Origin of the sequence: Methanoregula sp., from assembly GCA_026625165.1 — an archaeon.
GTDB lineage: Archaea > Halobacteriota > Methanomicrobia > Methanomicrobiales > Methanospirillaceae > MVRE01.
The window spans coordinates 1212681-1230801 of sequence record CP112999.1; the positions used below are offsets into that span (position 1 = coordinate 1212681).

21 protein-coding genes are annotated in these 18121 nt (G+C 50.5%); 13 read left to right on the top strand and 8 right to left on the bottom strand.

Features of this window, described 5'->3' with window-relative positions; translation table 11 throughout:
* Positions 1-20: 20 nt before the first annotated feature.
* The 5 genes from OS112_06390 (at position 21) to OS112_06410 (ending at position 3203) form a co-directional block, all read left to right on the top strand.
* Positions 21-326 carry a hypothetical protein gene (locus OS112_06390; GenBank protein ID WAC04096.1) on the top strand — a complete coding sequence of 102 codons (306 nt, stop codon included), beginning with the start codon at positions 21-23 and terminating at the stop codon, positions 324-326.
* On the top strand, positions 323-628 hold the full coding sequence (locus OS112_06395; protein ID WAC04097.1) for a type II toxin-antitoxin system RelE/ParE family toxin: 306 nt from the start codon (positions 323-325) through the stop codon (positions 626-628). Before OS112_06390 ends, OS112_06395 begins: the two co-directional genes overlap by 4 nt.
* A 372-nt stretch (positions 629-1000) precedes the next feature.
* Positions 1001-1549 carry a flagellin gene (locus OS112_06400; protein ID WAC04098.1) on the top strand — a complete coding sequence of 183 codons (549 nt, stop codon included), beginning with the start codon at positions 1001-1003 and terminating at the stop codon, positions 1547-1549.
* A 1196-nt stretch (positions 1550-2745) separates the two neighbouring features.
* On the top strand, positions 2746-2961 hold the full coding sequence (locus OS112_06405; GenBank protein WAC04099.1) for a hypothetical protein: 216 nt from the start codon (positions 2746-2748) through the stop codon (positions 2959-2961).
* Positions 2958-3203 carry a type II toxin-antitoxin system HicA family toxin gene (locus OS112_06410; GenBank protein WAC04100.1) on the top strand — a complete coding sequence of 82 codons (246 nt, stop codon included), beginning with the start codon at positions 2958-2960 and terminating at the stop codon, positions 3201-3203. The genes OS112_06405 and OS112_06410 overlap by 4 nt, the downstream gene beginning before the upstream one ends.
* A 76-nt stretch (positions 3204-3279) precedes the next feature.
* Here the strand turns inward: OS112_06410 and OS112_06415 are convergent, their stop codons facing one another.
* The 3 genes from OS112_06415 to OS112_06425 form a co-directional block, all read right to left on the bottom strand.
* A complete protein-coding gene (locus OS112_06415) occupies positions 3280-3480 on the bottom strand; it encodes a type II toxin-antitoxin system HicB family antitoxin (GenBank protein WAC04101.1) in 201 nt (66 codons plus the stop codon).
* Positions 3481-3729: 249 nt separating this feature from the next.
* A complete protein-coding gene (locus OS112_06420; protein WAC04102.1) occupies positions 3730-3996 on the bottom strand; it encodes a hypothetical protein in 267 nt (88 codons plus the stop codon).
* The gene (locus OS112_06425; GenBank protein ID WAC04103.1) at positions 3956-4231 is read right to left on the bottom strand and encodes a hypothetical protein; all 276 of its coding nucleotides are present in this window, start codon (positions 4229-4231) and stop codon (positions 3956-3958) included. The genes OS112_06420 and OS112_06425 overlap by 41 nt, the downstream gene beginning before the upstream one ends.
* Before the next feature lie 371 nt (positions 4232-4602).
* On the opposite strand from OS112_06425, the gene OS112_06430 reads away from it, so the two are divergent.
* Positions 4603-5631 (top strand): hypothetical protein, encoded by a 1029-nt coding sequence (locus OS112_06430; GenBank protein ID WAC04104.1) that lies wholly within the window; start codon positions 4603-4605, stop codon positions 5629-5631.
* 13 nt (positions 5632-5644) lie between these two features.
* On the opposite strand, the gene OS112_06435 is transcribed toward OS112_06430, so the two are convergent.
* Entirely contained in the window at positions 5645-5878 is a 234-nt protein-coding gene (locus OS112_06435) for a hypothetical protein (protein WAC04105.1), read from the bottom strand.
* Positions 5879-5891: 13 nt separating this feature from the next.
* On the opposite strand from OS112_06435, the gene OS112_06440 reads away from it, so the two are divergent.
* From OS112_06440 to OS112_06470, 7 genes are read left to right on the top strand one after another with little or no spacing between them, the layout of a single operon-like run.
* Positions 5892-6191, top strand: a complete 300-nt coding sequence (locus OS112_06440) for a hypothetical protein (GenBank protein ID WAC04106.1) — start codon at positions 5892-5894, stop codon at positions 6189-6191.
* A gap of 15 nt (positions 6192-6206) precedes the next feature.
* Positions 6207-6689: a hypothetical protein gene (locus OS112_06445; GenBank protein WAC04107.1), complete on the top strand. Its 483-nt coding sequence runs from the start codon at positions 6207-6209 to the stop codon at positions 6687-6689.
* A gap of 31 nt (positions 6690-6720) precedes the next feature.
* Positions 6721-7320: a hypothetical protein gene (locus OS112_06450; GenBank protein ID WAC04108.1), complete on the top strand. Its 600-nt coding sequence runs from the start codon at positions 6721-6723 to the stop codon at positions 7318-7320.
* Positions 7321-7340: 20 nt separating this feature from the next.
* The gene (locus OS112_06455) at positions 7341-8075 is read left to right on the top strand and encodes a flagellar accessory protein FlaH (protein WAC04109.1); all 735 of its coding nucleotides are present in this window, start codon (positions 7341-7343) and stop codon (positions 8073-8075) included.
* A 2-nt stretch (positions 8076-8077) separates the two neighbouring features.
* A complete protein-coding gene (locus OS112_06460) occupies positions 8078-9946 on the top strand; it encodes a type II/IV secretion system ATPase subunit (protein ID WAC04110.1) in 1869 nt (622 codons plus the stop codon).
* 5 nt (positions 9947-9951) lie between these two features.
* Positions 9952-11574, top strand: coding sequence for an archaellar assembly protein FlaJ (gene flaJ / locus OS112_06465; protein ID WAC04111.1), 1623 nt, complete (start codon positions 9952-9954; stop codon positions 11572-11574).
* Between the two features lie 22 nt (positions 11575-11596).
* Positions 11597-12865 carry a hypothetical protein gene (locus OS112_06470; protein WAC04112.1) on the top strand — a complete coding sequence of 423 codons (1269 nt, stop codon included), beginning with the start codon at positions 11597-11599 and terminating at the stop codon, positions 12863-12865.
* Positions 12866-12949: 84 nt separating this feature from the next.
* On the opposite strand, the gene OS112_06475 is transcribed toward OS112_06470, so the two are convergent.
* From OS112_06475 to OS112_06490, 4 genes are all read right to left on the bottom strand, one after another.
* A complete protein-coding gene (locus OS112_06475; GenBank protein ID WAC04113.1) occupies positions 12950-14152 on the bottom strand; it encodes a hypothetical protein in 1203 nt (400 codons plus the stop codon).
* Between the two features lie 51 nt (positions 14153-14203).
* On the bottom strand, positions 14204-15976 hold the full coding sequence (locus OS112_06480; GenBank protein WAC04114.1) for a ribosome biogenesis/translation initiation ATPase RLI: 1773 nt from the start codon (positions 15974-15976) through the stop codon (positions 14204-14206).
* A gap of 24 nt (positions 15977-16000) precedes the next feature.
* A complete protein-coding gene (locus tag OS112_06485) occupies positions 16001-16363 on the bottom strand; it encodes a hypothetical protein (GenBank protein ID WAC04115.1) in 363 nt (120 codons plus the stop codon).
* Between the two features lie 272 nt (positions 16364-16635).
* Complete coding sequence (locus OS112_06490) at positions 16636-18084, bottom strand: CAP domain-containing protein (protein WAC04116.1); 1449 nt, start codon at positions 18082-18084, stop codon at positions 16636-16638.
* Positions 18085-18121: the final 37 nt, after the last annotated feature.

The following is an 18121-nucleotide window of genomic DNA, read 5'->3' on the forward strand; positions in this document are numbered from 1 at the left end:
GGTTGCCGGGATATATCAATATGTCAGCGGGTGATCTCCCGCCCTCCAATCCTCTTGTAACCCTCCTGCTCATGATCCAAAATGGCCAGAATGATCATATTTTTCATGTTGGCAATGCTTACACTATGATCATGTCCGCAGTAAAGCGAATCCCGGTGGCGGAACCCGTCTGGAAGGATCTTGCAGAGATGCGTCTTGCCGGCCAGACCTATACCGATCTCCTCTCCGAGATGATAGAGGAGCGGAAAAAAGCACGTCTTGCGCGGGATATGCAGCGTATTGAGGAAGAAGGTACGTTTGTCCCCTTCTCGGAGATCCGCAATTGACCTTTGCACTGTTCATCGAACAGGAGCAGGCCGCAAAGATCAATAGTTTTGATGAGAAAAGCCGGAGAATTATCCGGGCAAAATTGGCAGCACTTGGCGAAAATCCTTATCCCGGGAAACGGGGGGATAAAGAGAAGTTCTGCCTAAAGGACGGGTATATTCTGTACAGGTTGCATATAGGGAGGACCTGGACTGCATTTTACCGGGTGTACGAATCGGAAAAACTCGTGAAGATTTTAGATGTTCTCCCTATCGAGCAGGCTCATAAAAAATACGGGCATTTCAGCTCATATGCCGGTTGATTGTATCTGAACCGGACACATATCCCGGTTTCGTGGCGGTAGTGAACAGGGGAGGGTCTCGTATGACCGGCGATTTGCACCGGCATGGACATCTTCTTTTAGTCAAAAGTTCCCTGCGGCCCGGTATATTCCCGGTACCTGCAATCCTGTCAGCCGGAACCTATCGCTGTGCATTCTCCAATCCGTTTTTATATCAGGAAATTTCAGGTTTTTTACAAATTCCCCAGATTTTGCGACAAATCAAAATCTGCGCAATTTAAACGTGAAAAGGTCACACAAAATATTTATATAAACAAATATTACCTATCACATCAGTGGCACTGGAGGCGATGCATAGCTTTCAGTATATTCCACAAAACTCGAGGAAAAAATATGTTACGTAACTTAGATGATGACGGGTTCACCGGTCTTGAGGCGGCGATTGTGCTGATCGCATTTGTCGTCGTCGCGGCGGTGTTCTCCTATGTCGTACTCGGCGCCGGGTTCTTCACAACCCAGAAGGCGCAGGAGACGGTGTATAAGGGTGTTGAACAGTCGACCACGAATATCCTGTTGAAAGGCAGTGTCTATGGAATAGCATCTGCCCCGAGTACGGGTATTGATACAATTAATATGACTCTTGGATTGGCACCAGGAGCTCCTTCAATTGATCTGACAAAAATGAAAATTGTTTATTCTAATGCAACCATTGCCCCGACTATATTAAGTTATAGTGGAACCGGGACTGTGGTCAACAGTACATTCTATTCATCACAATCAACTATGACTTCCGATGATCAAGTCTACATCATGTTCACAATTGTACCTGCCCCAAAGAATACTGATATGAATATCGAGATTCGGCCACCCGGGGGAGGGGCAGCGATCCCATTCACAAAAACGGTTCCGGCAACAATCACTGCGGTGAATGTACTTCGGTAAATTTCTCCTTTTTTTCAGCACCATTGAAATTTTCTGAAATTTATTTGTTCCACTCTCCGGATTTTATTTGATTTTTTCGGAAAATTTTTAATAACACACAATCACTTCACTAATCGACCTCACGGATGCGACAATCACATCCTATCTGAGGACAGGCAGAGACACACCATATCGCACATGTGGGGGGGGCCACCCCCACAACCTGTGTACCCATGCGACCCCCCCCAACCCCAAAAGACTTTTCCAACCCCAAAACCGGCAAAGTCTGCCGTCGTAAAAAGCACGATCACAACAGCAGGCCCGGCAAAAATGATTGGGGGGGTCGCAGGGGGTCGCACCACATTTTGGAGGGAGGGGGGTATCCCCATGACCCATGCGACCCCCTGTGATCTCATGCATGGTTCACGCCAAAAAAATCGTCTCTGGCAGGGTTCCCTGCCGACGGTTGGGGGTGTCTGCCGTTCCGAAAGGAAGGGCAGACTTGAGAAGATTGTGAAACAATCTTCGAGTTCTCACCACTTTTTAAGGGAGGGGGGTGACCCCATGATCCCCCCCCGACTCCTCTTGAGGTCACGTGAGTTTCACTTCGGAAAATCGTCTCTGGCAGGGTTCTCTGCCCATGATCGGGGGGTCGCCCGTGACCGGGTCGTGACCCCTTGTGACCCCTCCAACAAAAAAAGTTTTCAAAAAACGCTGACAGCCATACTCTCCATAGCGACAAAATATACAATAGCGATAAAAGTCACAGTTTTTGTCAGACATAACATCCGTCCGATTCGGGGGATGCGTCCTCTCAAAAAGATCCCTCAAACAGTTGGTCATACCTGAAAAATTATGAGAACATGTATAAAAAAATCCCGCTATGCCGTGACACAGTCACCGCACAGTGTTCCTGTAACAGCTCATACCCCATATCAAATCGTTGCATCGACCATGGCGGGCTATCAGGGGGCAGGGTTTGGGAGGGGGAAATTCTTTAGGACAAAATCCGCAACAATTGATAAGACAACCATTCTTTCCTGAATTCACTTATTATTCCGGATCTCTGCAATGCACGAATCGTACCCGGGATATTTTCGTAAAGGAACTATTTCAAACTAAGCTCCTCACGGATCCATAGGAAAAATTATCCCTGACTGATAAAGTTAATCAGCATACACAAGAGATTATACACATTAAAGGAACCTGCGATTGAGATGTATCAGAATACCGAAATCATCTTTATTGTTGAAGAGTCCCCGGAAGGTGGATATGAAGCGCGATCCCTGAATCATTCTATTTTCACACAAGCAGATACGTTTGAAAAACTCAAAGAAATGATTCAGGACGCGGTATCCTGCCATTTTGATGCCGGGGAGCGCCCCCGCGTTATCAGGCTTCACATGGTAAAAGAAGAACTGATTGCGCTATGAAACTCCCTAGGAATATTGATGGGGACGAACTGGCAAACCGTCTCTCCCGGTATGGATATACTATCGTACATCAGACCGGGAGCCATCAGCGGCTTTCAACGGCGATACGCGGGAAAAAACATGATATCACCATTCCCCTGCATAAACCACTCCGGGTCGGAACACTCCACCATATTCTCAAAGATGTTGCTCACTATCTTCAGATGAGTCGGGATCAGCTCATTGACGAATTATTCGGATAATTCTGTTGATGGAAGGATAGCTCTCTTTTCTAAAAAAAAGGTGATTACACAAAACAACGATGAGCAGGGAGATGTTTCAAACAGCGACCTCGATGACACGGGCTCCTTTACCGGGGATTATCTCTTCCCCGGGTTCGAGATAGAGGGAGATCGCTTCTTTGATATTTTCCTTCGCCTCTTTGATCGTTTTACCCTGCGTGATACAGCCGGGAAGAGAGGGAACAGTGACGACATACCAGCCATCCTCTCCCTTCGAGATCACAACTTTCAGGTGCATTGTCTGACTCCCGTTCAACTAAGTACATTTGCGAGCCGGCAGAGGATAATCTTTGTTGTGAAGGTACGTTAGCGGAGGGCAGGTGTCAGATCCGGGATGTGGATCTCGTGGGCGCCTGACAGATCCAGCGGGAGACTCTTAAAAATCAGACCGAATAGTAGTACGATCTTGTGTTCAGATCGTTCCTCCATGTGGAAGACCGGGATTATTCAGGGCAACGGACGGGGGATCATCCCCTGCCCGGTACTGTTACCTCCCGAACCGCTTGTACCGCTTATGCGCTTCCTCGATCGTCATCACTTCGAGAATATTGACAATGCCCCCGGGCAGAACATCGAAGAACGCAGTATAGGAATGAGCGATATGCATCCGGCAGTGACCGTTCTGCAACAGCTCCACATCCGGGGCAGTATACGGATCCTCAAGTTTCAGCAAATGCTGCTTGACAATCCTGCGATCCTTATCCTGCAGGCTGTCAACGTACAGCAGCGCCCGCTTGTCGATGTTTACTCTCACGACGCATCTCTTTTTTCAGGCTTGCGTATTCGGGATCGCTGTCGAGCGGGACGAATTCTCCTTCCTTTGCGATCTTATCCAGGTGTGCGATGAAGTCATGACGCTTCCGGTCCTGCAACACCCGGCCGATCACATCCCCGTACCGTTCCCCGGGCTCCTTGATGGACATCAGGGCTTGTTTGGTATCCATCGAAACGAGCACTTTCTCAGTAAGAGGATTGGAGTTCTTTGCCATGGCCATATTCTCCTTTTTAACCTGAATGTACCATTTGTCCTTTTACAAATTAAACCTGTGAGTCACGCCATTATTCGTTAACTCCAAGCTCCCGCACAAACCTTGATGGCAACGGATGTGATACACAATGGATTGTACCACATTTGATTGGCATGCGGATGTTGAAACATAAGATGGGTTATGACCAACTTACGGGGATCTTCAACTCTTGCACACAGTCAATTCTGACCACAGATCCCCATAAAAATTCACACCAAGAATGGTAGATTATTTAAAAAAAAATCACCCGTTTTTTATGTCCGTGATCGCCGGAACCATGGCTCCTGTTACGAGAAGGATTATAAATGACAATAGTTATATAAGAATATGTTATGGCGGATAATCCGGATGCCGGAGACAAGGTATTACCTAAGAGTATTACTGAGGGTTCCAAGAGCGCCGGAGAAGATCAGGACGCCAGGATCCAGAACCTCGAACGGGAAGTGGACCTGCTCAAGACCTCCATCAAACGGCTGCTTATTGATATCCGCGAGCGGATGAACGAGATGGAGAACCCGTTCACAATCGCCGGCATGCCCGGTGCCAGGGGAAATGCCACGGATAGTAAAAATCTCCAGAAAGAGGCTGACGCGGCAAGGAATGCCGAGCTCGAGCGAAAAGAAGCTGACCTTAAAGCCCGGGAAGAGCAGTTAAAAGCCGAACAGCAGAAGATGACGGCCCCTGCCCAGGCCCAGTCACCGTTACTGCCACAATATCCCCAGCAGGTCCCCCCGCAATACGCTCCCTCCCCAGTCCCCGCTCAATACCCGCCTCAGTTCCCGTCGCCCTACCCGGCCCAGGCCCCTCCGATGCATGCAGGTGTCGACCGGCACATCATTGACGAACAGCTTGTGGCGCAGTTCAAGGCGCAGGCGACCGGGTTCAAGGGCTCCGCCCCGGCTCCGCAGCCCAACATTGCAGAGAAGTCCCGGCTCCAGAAAGTGTACAAGCTCTTCAAGTGGACCGAACAAGCGGTAAACAAATACGGCAACGACCGTCTCGAGATCATCCTCCAGTCGTTCCGGACGATGGGGTACATCACCAAGGACTCATATGACGAGATCAAGGAGATCGCAAAACTGATGCCGGCGAGCCTCGGGGACGAGCACGAGGTCGGCCCCGACGAATACGTCTCGGAGCTCTACACGTTAAACCGGATCGTTTCGCCCGAGGACACGTCCCTTGACCGCGACATGATCGAGGTGATGATGGAGCAGCGCTCGCAGGCATTGCCCTCAATGGTGCCTGCCCGTCCCCAGATCCCCCGGGTCGAGTTCCCCACGCTCCCAAAACAGGAGAAGAAGCCCACAAAAAATGTGGAATATGACGAGGACTGGATGAACCTCCCCGACAGGATATGATAAACAGGACACACTAGAGAGGATTTGTTACTTTGGCTTCCGAGACGTTTGTATCCGCCATGATGCTGATCACGGCCGTGGTCGCATCTGCAATCCTGATCACCGCCGTCTTCCCGATTGTCTGGAACATGGTGAGCACATTCTCGTCCGCATCGCATGAGACCGATACCCGGATGCGGACGGATTTTAAGATCGTGACAACGTATGCATGTGGGACTGGGGGTGCGACTTGTACACCGCAATACATTTCAAAGGTCTGGATGAAAAATATTGGCACAAACCGCATCGGATGGGGTGAGGTGAACCAGTCCGATGTTTTTATTGGTCTAGTTGGAAATTTTGACCGTGCAACCCTCGACCTGACAACCTGGCCACCTAATAGTAATAAAGAATGGGCCTACCGTATTGCGGATACTAACTCAAACGGATTCTGGGATCCGGGGGAAACTCTGGAAGTTGATGCCTATAGTTCCTCCTTCACCACATCAGGACAACCAGTATATTTCCAATATGTCCTACCCAATGGTGTCTCGCGTTCCCAAGAATTTACCACAAAATAAACGGACTGAAAAACCATGGCGGGCGCTGAGATTATCGGGGCTGCGATAGGGGTATTATTGCTAATCCTTGTCGGCTACCTGATGATCGGGAGCGCCCTGACAACAGCAGAGGTTGTCTCATCAGCGCAGAAAGATATTACCCTCCAGAATGAGGCAAGACTCCAGACTGTTTTTACTATCTCGGGTGTTTATTCCAATCCTGTCCTCACAATAAACATCATCAACTCCGGAAGCGAGACGATCGGGGATTTCAACCATATGGATGTATATGTTACCCCATCGGATGGAAGTCCCGTATATCATTCGTTCACTGATACCGGAAGCGGTGTAGCATGGAGCTCATGGAGCAACTCAGGCATATCCCCGGACAACATTCATCCGGGCATGCTCGATCCTGATGAAACGATGGTAGTTACGATCTCAGGATTTACTTCACCACCCGCAGCGGTTTCCGTGAGCACAGCAACTGGAGTGACAAGGTTCGCATATGTATCGTAATCGGAACCATGTAATACTGAGGTAACCGGATATGGCCGGCGCTGAGATAATCGCATCAGGAATTGGGATATTATGCCTGATTATCTTCGGCTACGTGCTTGTCGGGGGAATTCTTTCTGTAGGAGAGAATGCTGCATCAGCCCAAACCGATTATGTCATAATGAAAGAATCGCAACGGGAAACTGCTATTGATATCCCGGATTCATCGCCAGCACCGCAGTTCAGTTGTGTGGATAGAACCTGGTTTTTTTTCTGGGGTGGGAAGGAATGTACATTAACATTCAATATCACAAACACCGGAACCGAAATGCTTGGGAGTTTTGGTCAAATGAACGTGTATGTGACTACTTCGGAGAATATCATTAATGGTCCCGTTTGGTTCCCTTTGACACCCGTCACTCCACCGGCACCTTACACTTTCGATCCAACGAAAATTGGCATTGGAGGAAACGTACCAAGTGGTACTTGGTCATACATCCAGATCTCCCCCGATATTATCCATCCGGGCTTGCTGGACGCGGGTGAAAAAATTAAAGTTCAAATCAACAATTTTTATTTCCCAAACCCGCCAGCAAGCTTTACAATCACCGTTGTGACCCCCAACGGCGTCACAGATACATATTCCCAGTGACAATATAGGATTGGACACTCATGCCCCCGGATATTCCCGACATACAAGAAGAGGAGGTAAAAGAGGTCATCTCCACGGGCAACTATGAGCTGGACCGGAAGATCGCCGACGGCCTGCCGCTCCATTCCCTCACGCTGATCGAAGGGGAGAACGATACGGGCAAGAGCGTGATCACCCAGCAGATCATGTGGGGCGCGATGAAGCAGGAGCTCTCGGTCGACCTCTTCACCACCGAGAACACAACAAAGAGTTTTCTCAAGCAGATGGAGTCCATGAGCCTTGACATCTCGGAATACTTCGCGTGGGGATACCTGAGAGTCTTTCCCCTGCACGTTGTCGGTTTCGAATGGTCAAAGGACGAGATGGAGAACATCCTCGAAGGGCTGGTCGCAAAGATTAAGCACAGCACCGCGCAGGTCGCAATCGTAGATTCGCTCACGCTCTTTACGGAATATGCCAATATCGATGCCATCGTGTCGTTTTTTACCAGCTGCAAATCGCTCGCGGACCGTGGCAAGACGATCCTTGTCACCCTCCACACCTATGCCTTTGAGGAAGACACCCTTGTGCGCATCAGGTCGATCTGCGACGCACATTTCAACATGAAAAAAGCCCTTGTCGGTGACAAGTACGTCATGGTGCTGGAAGTGAGCAAAGTGAAAGGAGCAAAGAAAGCGACGGGAAACCTTGTAAGCTTTGAAGTCCATCCCGGATATGGTATGAAGGTTATCCCGATGAGCATTGCAAAGGTGTGAACATGGGAACGCTCTCTGTCGCAGTCAACCTCCCGTTCAAACCGGAGCAGATTGCAGAAACCACCGACATCTATGGCGATCTCGAGTCAAGCGCACTCTACAAGATGCTCCCGGCAAATGCCAAGGAATACGTCAGGACGAACCCCCACCTCCTTGAATACCTCTCCATCTTTCCCGTCAACACCTATGGCATCCCGCTCTTTTTATCCGAGCTCAAGCCCGATCTCCGCACCATGAAGAGCCCGAACCTCATCTACCCTGTCAACGAGGACACGTTCGTCCACATCCTGCCGGATCCTGAAGACGTGCGCAGCTTCTATATCCCCATCGAACCGTCTTTCCTCCATTCCGTATATGATCTCATGCCGGCAATCGAGTCCCGGCTGATCGAGCTCATCGACGGCCTTGACAATAACCCTTTGACCGACGGGCAGCGGGCGGAAGCGCTCAGGGGGATACTTAAAAATATCGCCATCGTCAAGCCGAAAAATACCGATATCGCAACACTCGTAGGCGACGATAAGGAAAAGAAAGGCATCGCGTCAAAGATCACGACATTCTTAAAGACCGATTTCACCGCACAGAAGACGCACAAGAAGAAAGCGTCAACCCGGAGCATCCCGGTGACCCCGGAGGGCAAATTCATCCTCACGTCCGAGGAGTACCGGGCTATCGAGTACCTGCTTATCCGCGACAAGATCGACATGGGGGCGTTAAAACCGTTCCTCTCCGACCCCTATATCGAGGACGTCTCCTGCGACGGTGTCGGCCCGATCTTCATCGAGCACAAGATCTTCAAGGGGCTCAAATCCGTCATCGAATTCAAGGTTTCGAGCGAGCTCGACGAGTTTGTCATCAAGATCGCCGAACGGATCAAGCGTCCCATCACGTACAGGAATCCTGTCGTCGATTCAACACTCCCGGACGGCTCCCGTATCAATATCGTGTACGGTACGGATATCAGCAAGCACGGGAGCAACTTCACCATCAGGAAAGTCAACGAGGTCCCCCTTTCCATCCTCAATATCATCGAGAACGGCGGCATCGATTACATGGCAGCTGCCTATCTCTGGATCTGCATTGAATACGGGATGTCGGTCTTTGTCTCCGGCGAAACCGCGAGCGGCAAGACCACGTTTTTGAACGCGATCACGACGTTCATCCCGCCCGAGAATAAGATTGTCAGCATCGAGGACACGCCCGAGCTGAACCTCCCCCACCGGAACTGGGTGAGGGAAGTCGCGCTTGCAAAGGGCAGGGGGGAGAGCACGGGGACGAGCGGCGAGGTCACGATGTACGACCTGCTCAAGGCTGCCTTGCGCCAGCGCCCCAACCAGATCATCGTGGGTGAGATCCGGGGTGTCGAGGGGTCAGTTGCATTCAGCGCAATGCAGACCGGCCACCCCGTCATGAGCACGTTCCACTCGGCATCTGTAGAAAAATTAGTCCAGCGTCTCTGCGGGGAACCCATCAACATCCCCAAGACCTACGTGGACAACTTAAATCTCATCGTCCTGACAAGCGCGGTAAAACGGCCAGACGGTCAGACGGTCCGCCGGATGACCAGCTGCAACGAACTTGTCGGGTATAACCCCGAAACCGAAGGGTTCACGTTCGTCCAGATGTTTGCATGGGAACCGCTGACCGACACCTTCACGTGGAGCGGCAAGGGAAATTCCTACCTGCTTGAGAGCAAGATCGCGACCATGCTCGGAATACCCGAGAACAAAAAAGCCGAGATCTATCTGGAGGTAGACCGGCGGGCAAAGATCCTCGAACGGCTGCACAAGGCCGGCTATGCACGGTTCTGGGATCTCTTCCATATGATCACCAAGATCAAGAAGCAGGGGCTGCTTGCCATCGGGTCCTGATCCTCATGTTCGAGAATTTCAAGGGACGGCTCAGGGCAATGCAGGGGGGCAGTTCCCTTCCGTTTGAATCCCAGGTTGCCGCGTTTAAAGAGCGCATCGCGCAGGCAGCCGAGAACCGGAAGATGGGCGCCAACCTCCTGTTCATGACCACCTACATGGCATCGCTCGCCCTTGCCAATGCGTCCCGCCCCGAGATCTTTGCAAACACCTCAGAACGCAGTGAATATATCACCTCCCCGTATATCGCGCGGGTCGACAATTACGTCAAAAAGTGGAACTACAGCTATGCGGAGTCCTTAAGCTTTGTTGCCGAGCGCACAAAAAACGAGATGCTGCAGATGATGCTGCTCAGGTACTCTAACGCGATCAACTCGAATGTCCCGGACGAGGAGTTCCTCAACAACGAGATCGTCACCGTCCGGAGCGCGTACCGCGGTCAGTACGAACAGGGGTTCGAGCTCCTTACAAAGTGGGGGGATGCATATGTCGCCATGCTCCTTGCGGGTACCGTGATTGCCGTCACGATAATGATCTCGGTTGCGATCTATTCCCCGGCGGGCATGGAGGGGACCCTGAATATGTCCTACGGGATCATCTTCCTGATCTGCATGGGCGGGATCGTCCTGATGTACCAGTCCGTGCCCGAAGACCCAAAGACCCATCGCCTCCCTGAACGCTCGTCAAAAGAACAGAACACCATCCACGCGCTCGAAAAGATCATCGTGCCTGTTACCATCATTCTTGCCCTGCTTCTCTGGTTCCTGGGAGTCCCAGCCGGGTTCCTGTTCATCTTTGTCGGCGTGCTTGTGGCGCCGCTGGGCATCATCGGGTTTTTCGACGACCACAACATCACCATGCGTGACAATGATTTTACCACCTTTATCAGGACGCTGGGGGCAGTCACCGGAGGCAAGGCGACGACAGCCGTGTACGCGCTGCGGGCGATCGACCCCAAGTCGTTTTTGGCACTCGAACCGCTAATCAAATCGGTGTATTCCAAGATGAACCTCGGGCTTGACGAACGGCAGATATGGGACCGGTTCGTCGGCGAATCCGGCAGCGACCTGATCCATAAATACCTCAACATCTACCTTGACACGATCCGGCTTGGCGGCCCTGCCGAACCAATCGGCAAGATCGTCGGTTCATCGATGCACGACCAGGTGCTGCTCAGGGAGAAAAAGGACATGCTCTCCCGGAGTTTTTTCCTTATGCTGCTGCCGATGCATATCGTAATGGCGGGAATATTTATTGCCCTCTTCCGGATCATGGTGGTGCTGACGAGCTCTGTCGGGTCCATGATGACCCATTTCCAGGCAGCAGGCGCCACCGGCGGGGCGGCTGCCTCAGGCGCGTCCATGAACTCTGCCATCTCCGGTTCGCTCAACATGTTCACCAACTTCCCGGAACCAGTCATGTATGCCTATGTCGCAATCATCCTCACCATCACAACGGCGGCAAATATTATCGTGGCAAAGATCGTGGGGGGCGGCGACCGGTATATGTATTATTTCTACACAACGATATTCTGCATAATGACCGGGCTGATGTTTTTGATCGTGCCGATGGTCGTAGGGATCTTCTTCAACCCGGAAGCACTGACAAATATGGCAGGACCGGGCATATGAACAAAGAGGGGAGGGGGACACGATGAATGATACACTCCGCCACATGCTCATCTTCGTTGTCATTACGGGCACGGGGACGGCATTGATCTTTCTTAACCTCCCCCTGCTCTTTATCCTTGCACTTGAAGCAATTGTCGGATTTTTACTCCTCGTACTGCTCAGCCCGGGTTTTGGGGCGGAACTGAGGTCGTCAGTCCCGGACATGCTGAAGATCTCATTTATCCGCAGGGACAGAGGAAAAAGACCCCTGTTTAAGATTACCGATCAAAAAAGGACCGGGCAGAAAAAACCCGAGCCTCCCTTTGTCATTGAACGGGAAGAAAAAACACCCTTTTCGGTACGCCCGCTGGTTTCTTCCTTCAGGGATCTCTTCTCCCGGATGACAACAAGGAAAAAATCCGTATCAAAAACTCCGGATGAGACCGGCCGTATTCCTGATGCAAAAGCCGGAGAGAATGCGGACATATCAGCTCTTGCGCTTGCAGGTGAACTGTCTGAAGGACCGGGATCGCTGCCGGGCAGGGGGGGCGGCGCGACTGCGCGTGGCAGGGATGCCGCACCTGTCGAAGACCCGTTCCTCTCGCTCTCAAGCGATGAACTTGAGACCGGACTCCTTGACACCTTTGAAGAGCCGGAGCAAAAAGAGGAGCCGGCAACCATACCGGAGAGCCCGGTCCCCCTGCCGGAATCCCATCCAATCATGGATGCGATGTCCGGCCTTTCCATCGGGGAGTCGGATATCCCCCTGCCCCCGCAGGAGGTGCCCATGGAGCATGGGGAGAACACAAACGCAAAGGAGCCCGAAGCTGATGATTATTACGGGTTTGAGGGCACGGAAACCATCGACCAGAATTTTGGCGACTTTGATGATGCCGGGACGGGCCATATGGAGCCCGATGAAGATATTGCCCGCGAGGGTACAGGACCCGGAACGCAGGTGCAGCCCGCACCGCTGGAACCCATCGAGCAGGTACCGGAAACGCCCGGACCGGTTCCGGCACCCGGACCCGGCAGCCCTGCCATCCAATCCGCTGCGGCAACTCCTTCGTCAGACAAGACTTCTGCCCAGCAGACTGATATGGCAATATTCACCGCACCCGTATCTGCCGATGACGAGATGGTCCGTTCACTGGCATCCGATGTCAAGACTGCCAAAAAGACCAGGGACGCAGGCCTCTTGAGGGAACTCAAAGGTTTCAATGCGCCGGCAGAGGATATCGAGGGCGAACTCAACGAGATATTTTCAGAACTGAATGCAGCCGCCGATAAAAAGACAAAAATTAAACCGTGATAACCGGCAACGGTTGACCGAATAATAAAAAGTACTGAAAATAACGGGTTTTCTAAAAATTTTCCCTGTTTTCCCGGTAACGGTTCAGCGCAACGGTTCCTTGTTTTTCAGAACCTCGATGCAGTATTTCTCCAGCGAGTCGAGGATCGCCTTCTTTGCCATCTTATGGCGTACCTCATCCTCAAGGAAAAAGTCTTTTGCGAGATACCGGAGCGTCGTCACGTAGTACTCAAGGTATGGAAAATTCTTTTCAATAGCCGCCAGTCGCCCGAATGCCTCTTTGTTGTCCTTGTTCAACAAATCAAATGCAAAATCAAAGAGCTCGATCGTGTGTGCCGGCATTCCCTTCGTGATTGCAAGCTTGCGGAAGCTGTGGTAGGTGATCTTCTTTGTCGTCAGAAGTGAGAGCTTGAGCCCGAGGAAGATGGGTTCAAGGTTATCCGGGTACTGCTTGATCAGCTGGTTGACAACTCCTGCCGCACCACCGGCGTCCTTACCCTCGAGCTTGAAATAGTACATCTCGCGCAGGAAGTTGATGTCATTGTAGAACTGCTCGGAGCCGATCTCAAGTAGCCTTTTCTTCATCTCGGAATTGCTCGAGATCTTTGCCTTTTCGAGCCCGACGGTGACAAACCATGCTTCGCTCGGGAACCATTCAAGCGACAAAAAGATCATCTGCCAGAATATTTTATCAAGAAATGCAGTGTCTTCAAGTTCCAGCTGCGGGAGTTTCTGCAACGGAGGTTTTTTCCGTGACAATTCGAGCATCTTTTCCCGTGCAAGGAGCTCCATTTCCCCGGGCCGGGATTTTTTCTCCCGTTCCTCCGGGGTAAATTCGCGCAGCGAAAGCGTGTAAAAGCAGTGGGCGACAGCGGCACCCAGCATTACATCGAGGTTCCAGTAATTGCGCAGGTATTCAAGGGCATGGGCTTCATCGCCGATCTTTAACAGTTTGAGGCCGACGACGATATTGATACCCATATCAGCGTCCTTGCGCTTTTTGAGGCGCAAAGCGTTGAGAATTACTTTCTTGACATATTCAAAGTCATTGGTATTGCTGCTCACATCGAGCACTTTGAACGTGATCCCATCGATAAAATCATCGTACAAATCATCGGAGATGTTCGGGAACGAATTTTCAAGTGCAGAGACAACATATCCAAAAAAAACGGGGAGGTTGGCATCTACTTTTATGGTGTTCTTCTCGATATACCCGTAAAAATCCTTTTTCAGGAGAGCCAGTTTGTTGTAGATGAGCGCGTCTGAAAGTACCTCTCCTTTCACCATATATCCAAGAATACGTGCGTATATGTAATTAAAATAACCACTTGAGTATTTTTAGCTCTCTTCAGCGGTATAGTAATAATACTCCCCGCTTGCCTTCTGTTCCCGGTCAAGGAACGAATCGGGTTTGTTGATACGGGGCCTGCCGCTCTGGTCCCGCCGGAAGGTCACTTCAAGTTCCTGCAGGAACCGGTTCATGCCCACACGCATGTCAAAAGGCCCGTACGCGGCACCCGTCCTCCCGGGTTCGCCGTCAAAGACAAGGATGCGTTCGCTGATCATGTCGATCAGGTAGATGTCGTGGTCGATGACAAGGATCCCTGCGTCCCTTCCTTCGGCAAGGTGTTTGATCATCCGGGTCACCTTCACCCGCTGCTCCACGTCGAGGTGGGCGCTCGGTTCATCGAGGATATAGAGGTCGGCCTCCCGCGAGAGGCAGGTGGCGATCGCGACCCGCTGGAGCTCCCCGCCTGATAGCGTGTCGACGGGGGAAGCAAGGATCGGCTGGAGGGAGAGGGGTTCGATTATCTCGTGCTGGTAGAACGAGGAGTCAAATTTTGTCGTGGTCCTGCGCAGGTGCATCTCGACCGTGTCAGTCGTGTCCGCCTTGATATACTGGGGTTTGTACGAGATCCTGAGGCTTTGTGGCAGGGTGCCGGTATCGGGTTTCTCCAACCCGGCGAGCAGCTTTGCAAACGTGCTCTTCCCGGTCCCGTTCGCACCCACAAGGCCGAGAACCTCGCCGTTCCGGATCGTGCCGCCGGAGACCGTTAGATGGAAGGATTCATACTGTTTTGTCATCGCCGGGATCTCGGCAAGGTCCTGCCGGTCGGAACCTTTCTCGTGTGCCCTCTTCTCAAAGACCACCTGCGTGTCCCGGAACCTTACGTTCTCCTCGGCAAGGTATCCTTCAAGGTACTGGTTGATCCCGACCCGTACACCCTTGGGCCGGGTGATGATCCCAAAGACTGCCGGCTTACCGTACCCGACATGGACGGTATCCGCGAGCATGTCGAGGATCGCAAGGTCATGCTCAACGATCACGACCGGCCGTGTCGCAGCAAGGTCGCGGATCAGTTTTGCCGCCGCGATCCGCTGGTAGATATCCAGAAACGGCGTGATCTCATCAAAAAAATAGAAGTCCGCGTCCCTTGCAAGGCAGGCGGCAATGGCAACACGCTGGAGCTCTCCACCGGAGAGCGTGCCGATCTGGTGGGAGAGGATTGCATCAAGTTTGAGCGCAGAGACAAGGTCGGCAAGTTTATTGCGCTCATCGGTTTTTTTAAGGAGGTCGCCGACAGTCCCGGAAAAAACTTTCGGGATGTAATCGATATACTGCGGTTTTGTCGCGATCCTGATGTTCTTTTTTAAAACGGTCTGGAGGTAGTCAAAGAGCTCGGTGCCCGCGTACTGTTTCAGGATCTCCTCCCATGCAACCTCAGTGTCGAAGTTGCCGAGGTTCGGGCGCATCTGCCCGGCAATAATCTTGATCGCTGTGCTCTTCCCGATCCCGTTTGCACCTAAAATACCTGTCACCTTTCCCTGGATAGGGATAGGGAGCCCGTAGAGGGCAAAACCGTTCTTCCCGTACCTGTGTGTCGGGTGCTCGAGCTCCTCGGGGAGGCTCACGATGTCAATTGCTTCAAACGGGCACTTCTTGATGCAGATCCCGCACCCGACGCAGAGCTCCTCGGAGACGAGTGCCTTGCCATCCTCTCCGATGATCACGGTCTCGTCGCCGGTCCTGACCCGGGGGCAGTAGACGATGCACTCGGTGCCGCACTTCTTTGCATGGCACCGGTCTTTATGGACGATTGCAATTCGCATGGAGGATCAAACGGTCACAGGAGGTCAAAGCACCCTTGAAGACAAAAGGATAGTCCATGTCATGAACCAGAGCGCAAAGGTCATGAACCCCTGGTAAAACCAGTCCTTTGCCCCGAGTTTTGAGGTGTCCATTCCCATGAGCATGAAAATATGCTTCTGCATGACGATGCCTGCAAGCATCAGCATTAACGCGAGCAGCCCGTTGTTCTGGAGCCCCTGCGCATCGGGAGTCCCGCCCGAAGCATAAGACAGGACCCCCGTCAACATACCCAGCAGGCATGCAGTCAGCGTCCGCTTGATCCGCTCGATATGCTCCGCCTGTTTCTCCACCCGCGTCTTTTCCTTTTTGGTTAACGCGGGCTGTTCTTTTCCAGACTCCTCGCTCATTATAAAAAATTCCCCGGTTGTCTTATTTTTTGGTTCGCAAGCCATATGTAATTTAGTTTAGGCTTGGGTTGACACGTTATGGTAATTCTTTTGAACGTTTCAAATTTTGATTTTTTTGGTAACTCAAAATTTTCCGTGTAATTAATAGAGTTCTGATCTTTAAAAAATCAATGTGGTTGCAGCGCTGGCAAACGGTTCCCTGGCAGTACTGCCTGGAATGCGAGTTGATGCTGCCGGATTGAACTCATCCATCATGATATTACTGTTATTGACTAGCAAAAATCCTCTGTAATGTACACTTTATCATCAGCGGATATTGCAACACCAATACCTTCCCGATCGTATGTTGATGTTAAAATATTCCTTCTGTGCCCAGGACTCGTCATCCAACCATTGACCGTAGATTGTGCAATCTCCTCTAGTGAGCTCCAAGCATGAACGGGAATTCCATTATAATACGTCGTAGAAGTGTACAGATTATTCTGGAAGATATTTTCTGCAATTCCAGTGGTATAATATGAACCATAATTTTTATAACATGAGTATCCTACTTGGTTGCCTCTCTCTGTTGGACCCAGACCACGAAGATTGTCATGGGAAAAATAATTATTTTTCGCCATATCTTCACTATGTTTTCGTGCAATCCCCGCCAGAGTCTGGTCAAAACTTAATAAGGAAAGACCCTGCCCCTTCCTTTGCTGATTAATCAGTTCATGAACTCGTCGTTCTAACGTTTGCTGATCTATTGTGGGGGGAGATGGCATAACAGAATTTGCAGAATTTTCAATATTTTTTACAATTTCTGGCTGAAGTGTGGGGATAATTTGAGGGTTTTGGACTGTTGTTGTAGGAAGAGGTACGTTTGCATTCGGAGTTGTGTGTGATGGTGTGTTGATATGTTGAAGTGAATGTGTGATTGTGGCGGTATTATCTGAAAAAAGTGATATGCTGCCATAATTCACCAATAAAAATGAGATCAATACAATCCCAAGAAGTGAATATGTGGTATTAGGGAGGAAATACCAATGCGTGTGACTTTTACTTTTAGAGATATACCTATCAAATCCCACTTTGATCTTATTACAGACGAACAAAAAAATAACAGAGATAATTGCATAATAACAAAATTGAATTAAGATATACACTGCGATATTTGTCGATACTGGAATTTTTGTTGTTGAAAAGAAATATGCGAGTAGTGGTATTGTTATCATCAATACTGCTGAAATTTGGCTATTGGCTCCCCAGCATTTCAAAGCATAAATGAAGTATGCTATAATCAGACCGAGGACTCCAACAACAATTACGTCCTTAAAAATTTCAGCGTATTGAGTGGTTAGATACTGCTGTGAAAATAACCCAATGGAGATCAAAATAATTGAAAGGATTGTTAAGTTCTTCAAATTTAGCAGATTTTGAATTCTTATATGGACTTTTTTTCGCGTGTTTCTTTTTTCATGGGTTTCCTCTCTTTCTTCATGTTGGGTTTCGCTTTCCTTATGATTTGTTTCAGGATAATGCCTTCTTTTTGTTCTGTGATGTCTTTCAGAATTGTCCCATCGCCTTGTGGGATATGGTGGTCGCGGTTTTCCTTCCCATCTATCCAGATTGATGCATCTGTGATTTGGAGGCAGCCTGCATTTTCCGCAATAGTTCCCGCCACAATAGCTGCAAGAAAACGGGAGGTATGTATATGCTCCACAATTATCGCAATGTGGCATTGGGTTTAACTATCAATTATTATTACAAATAGATTTC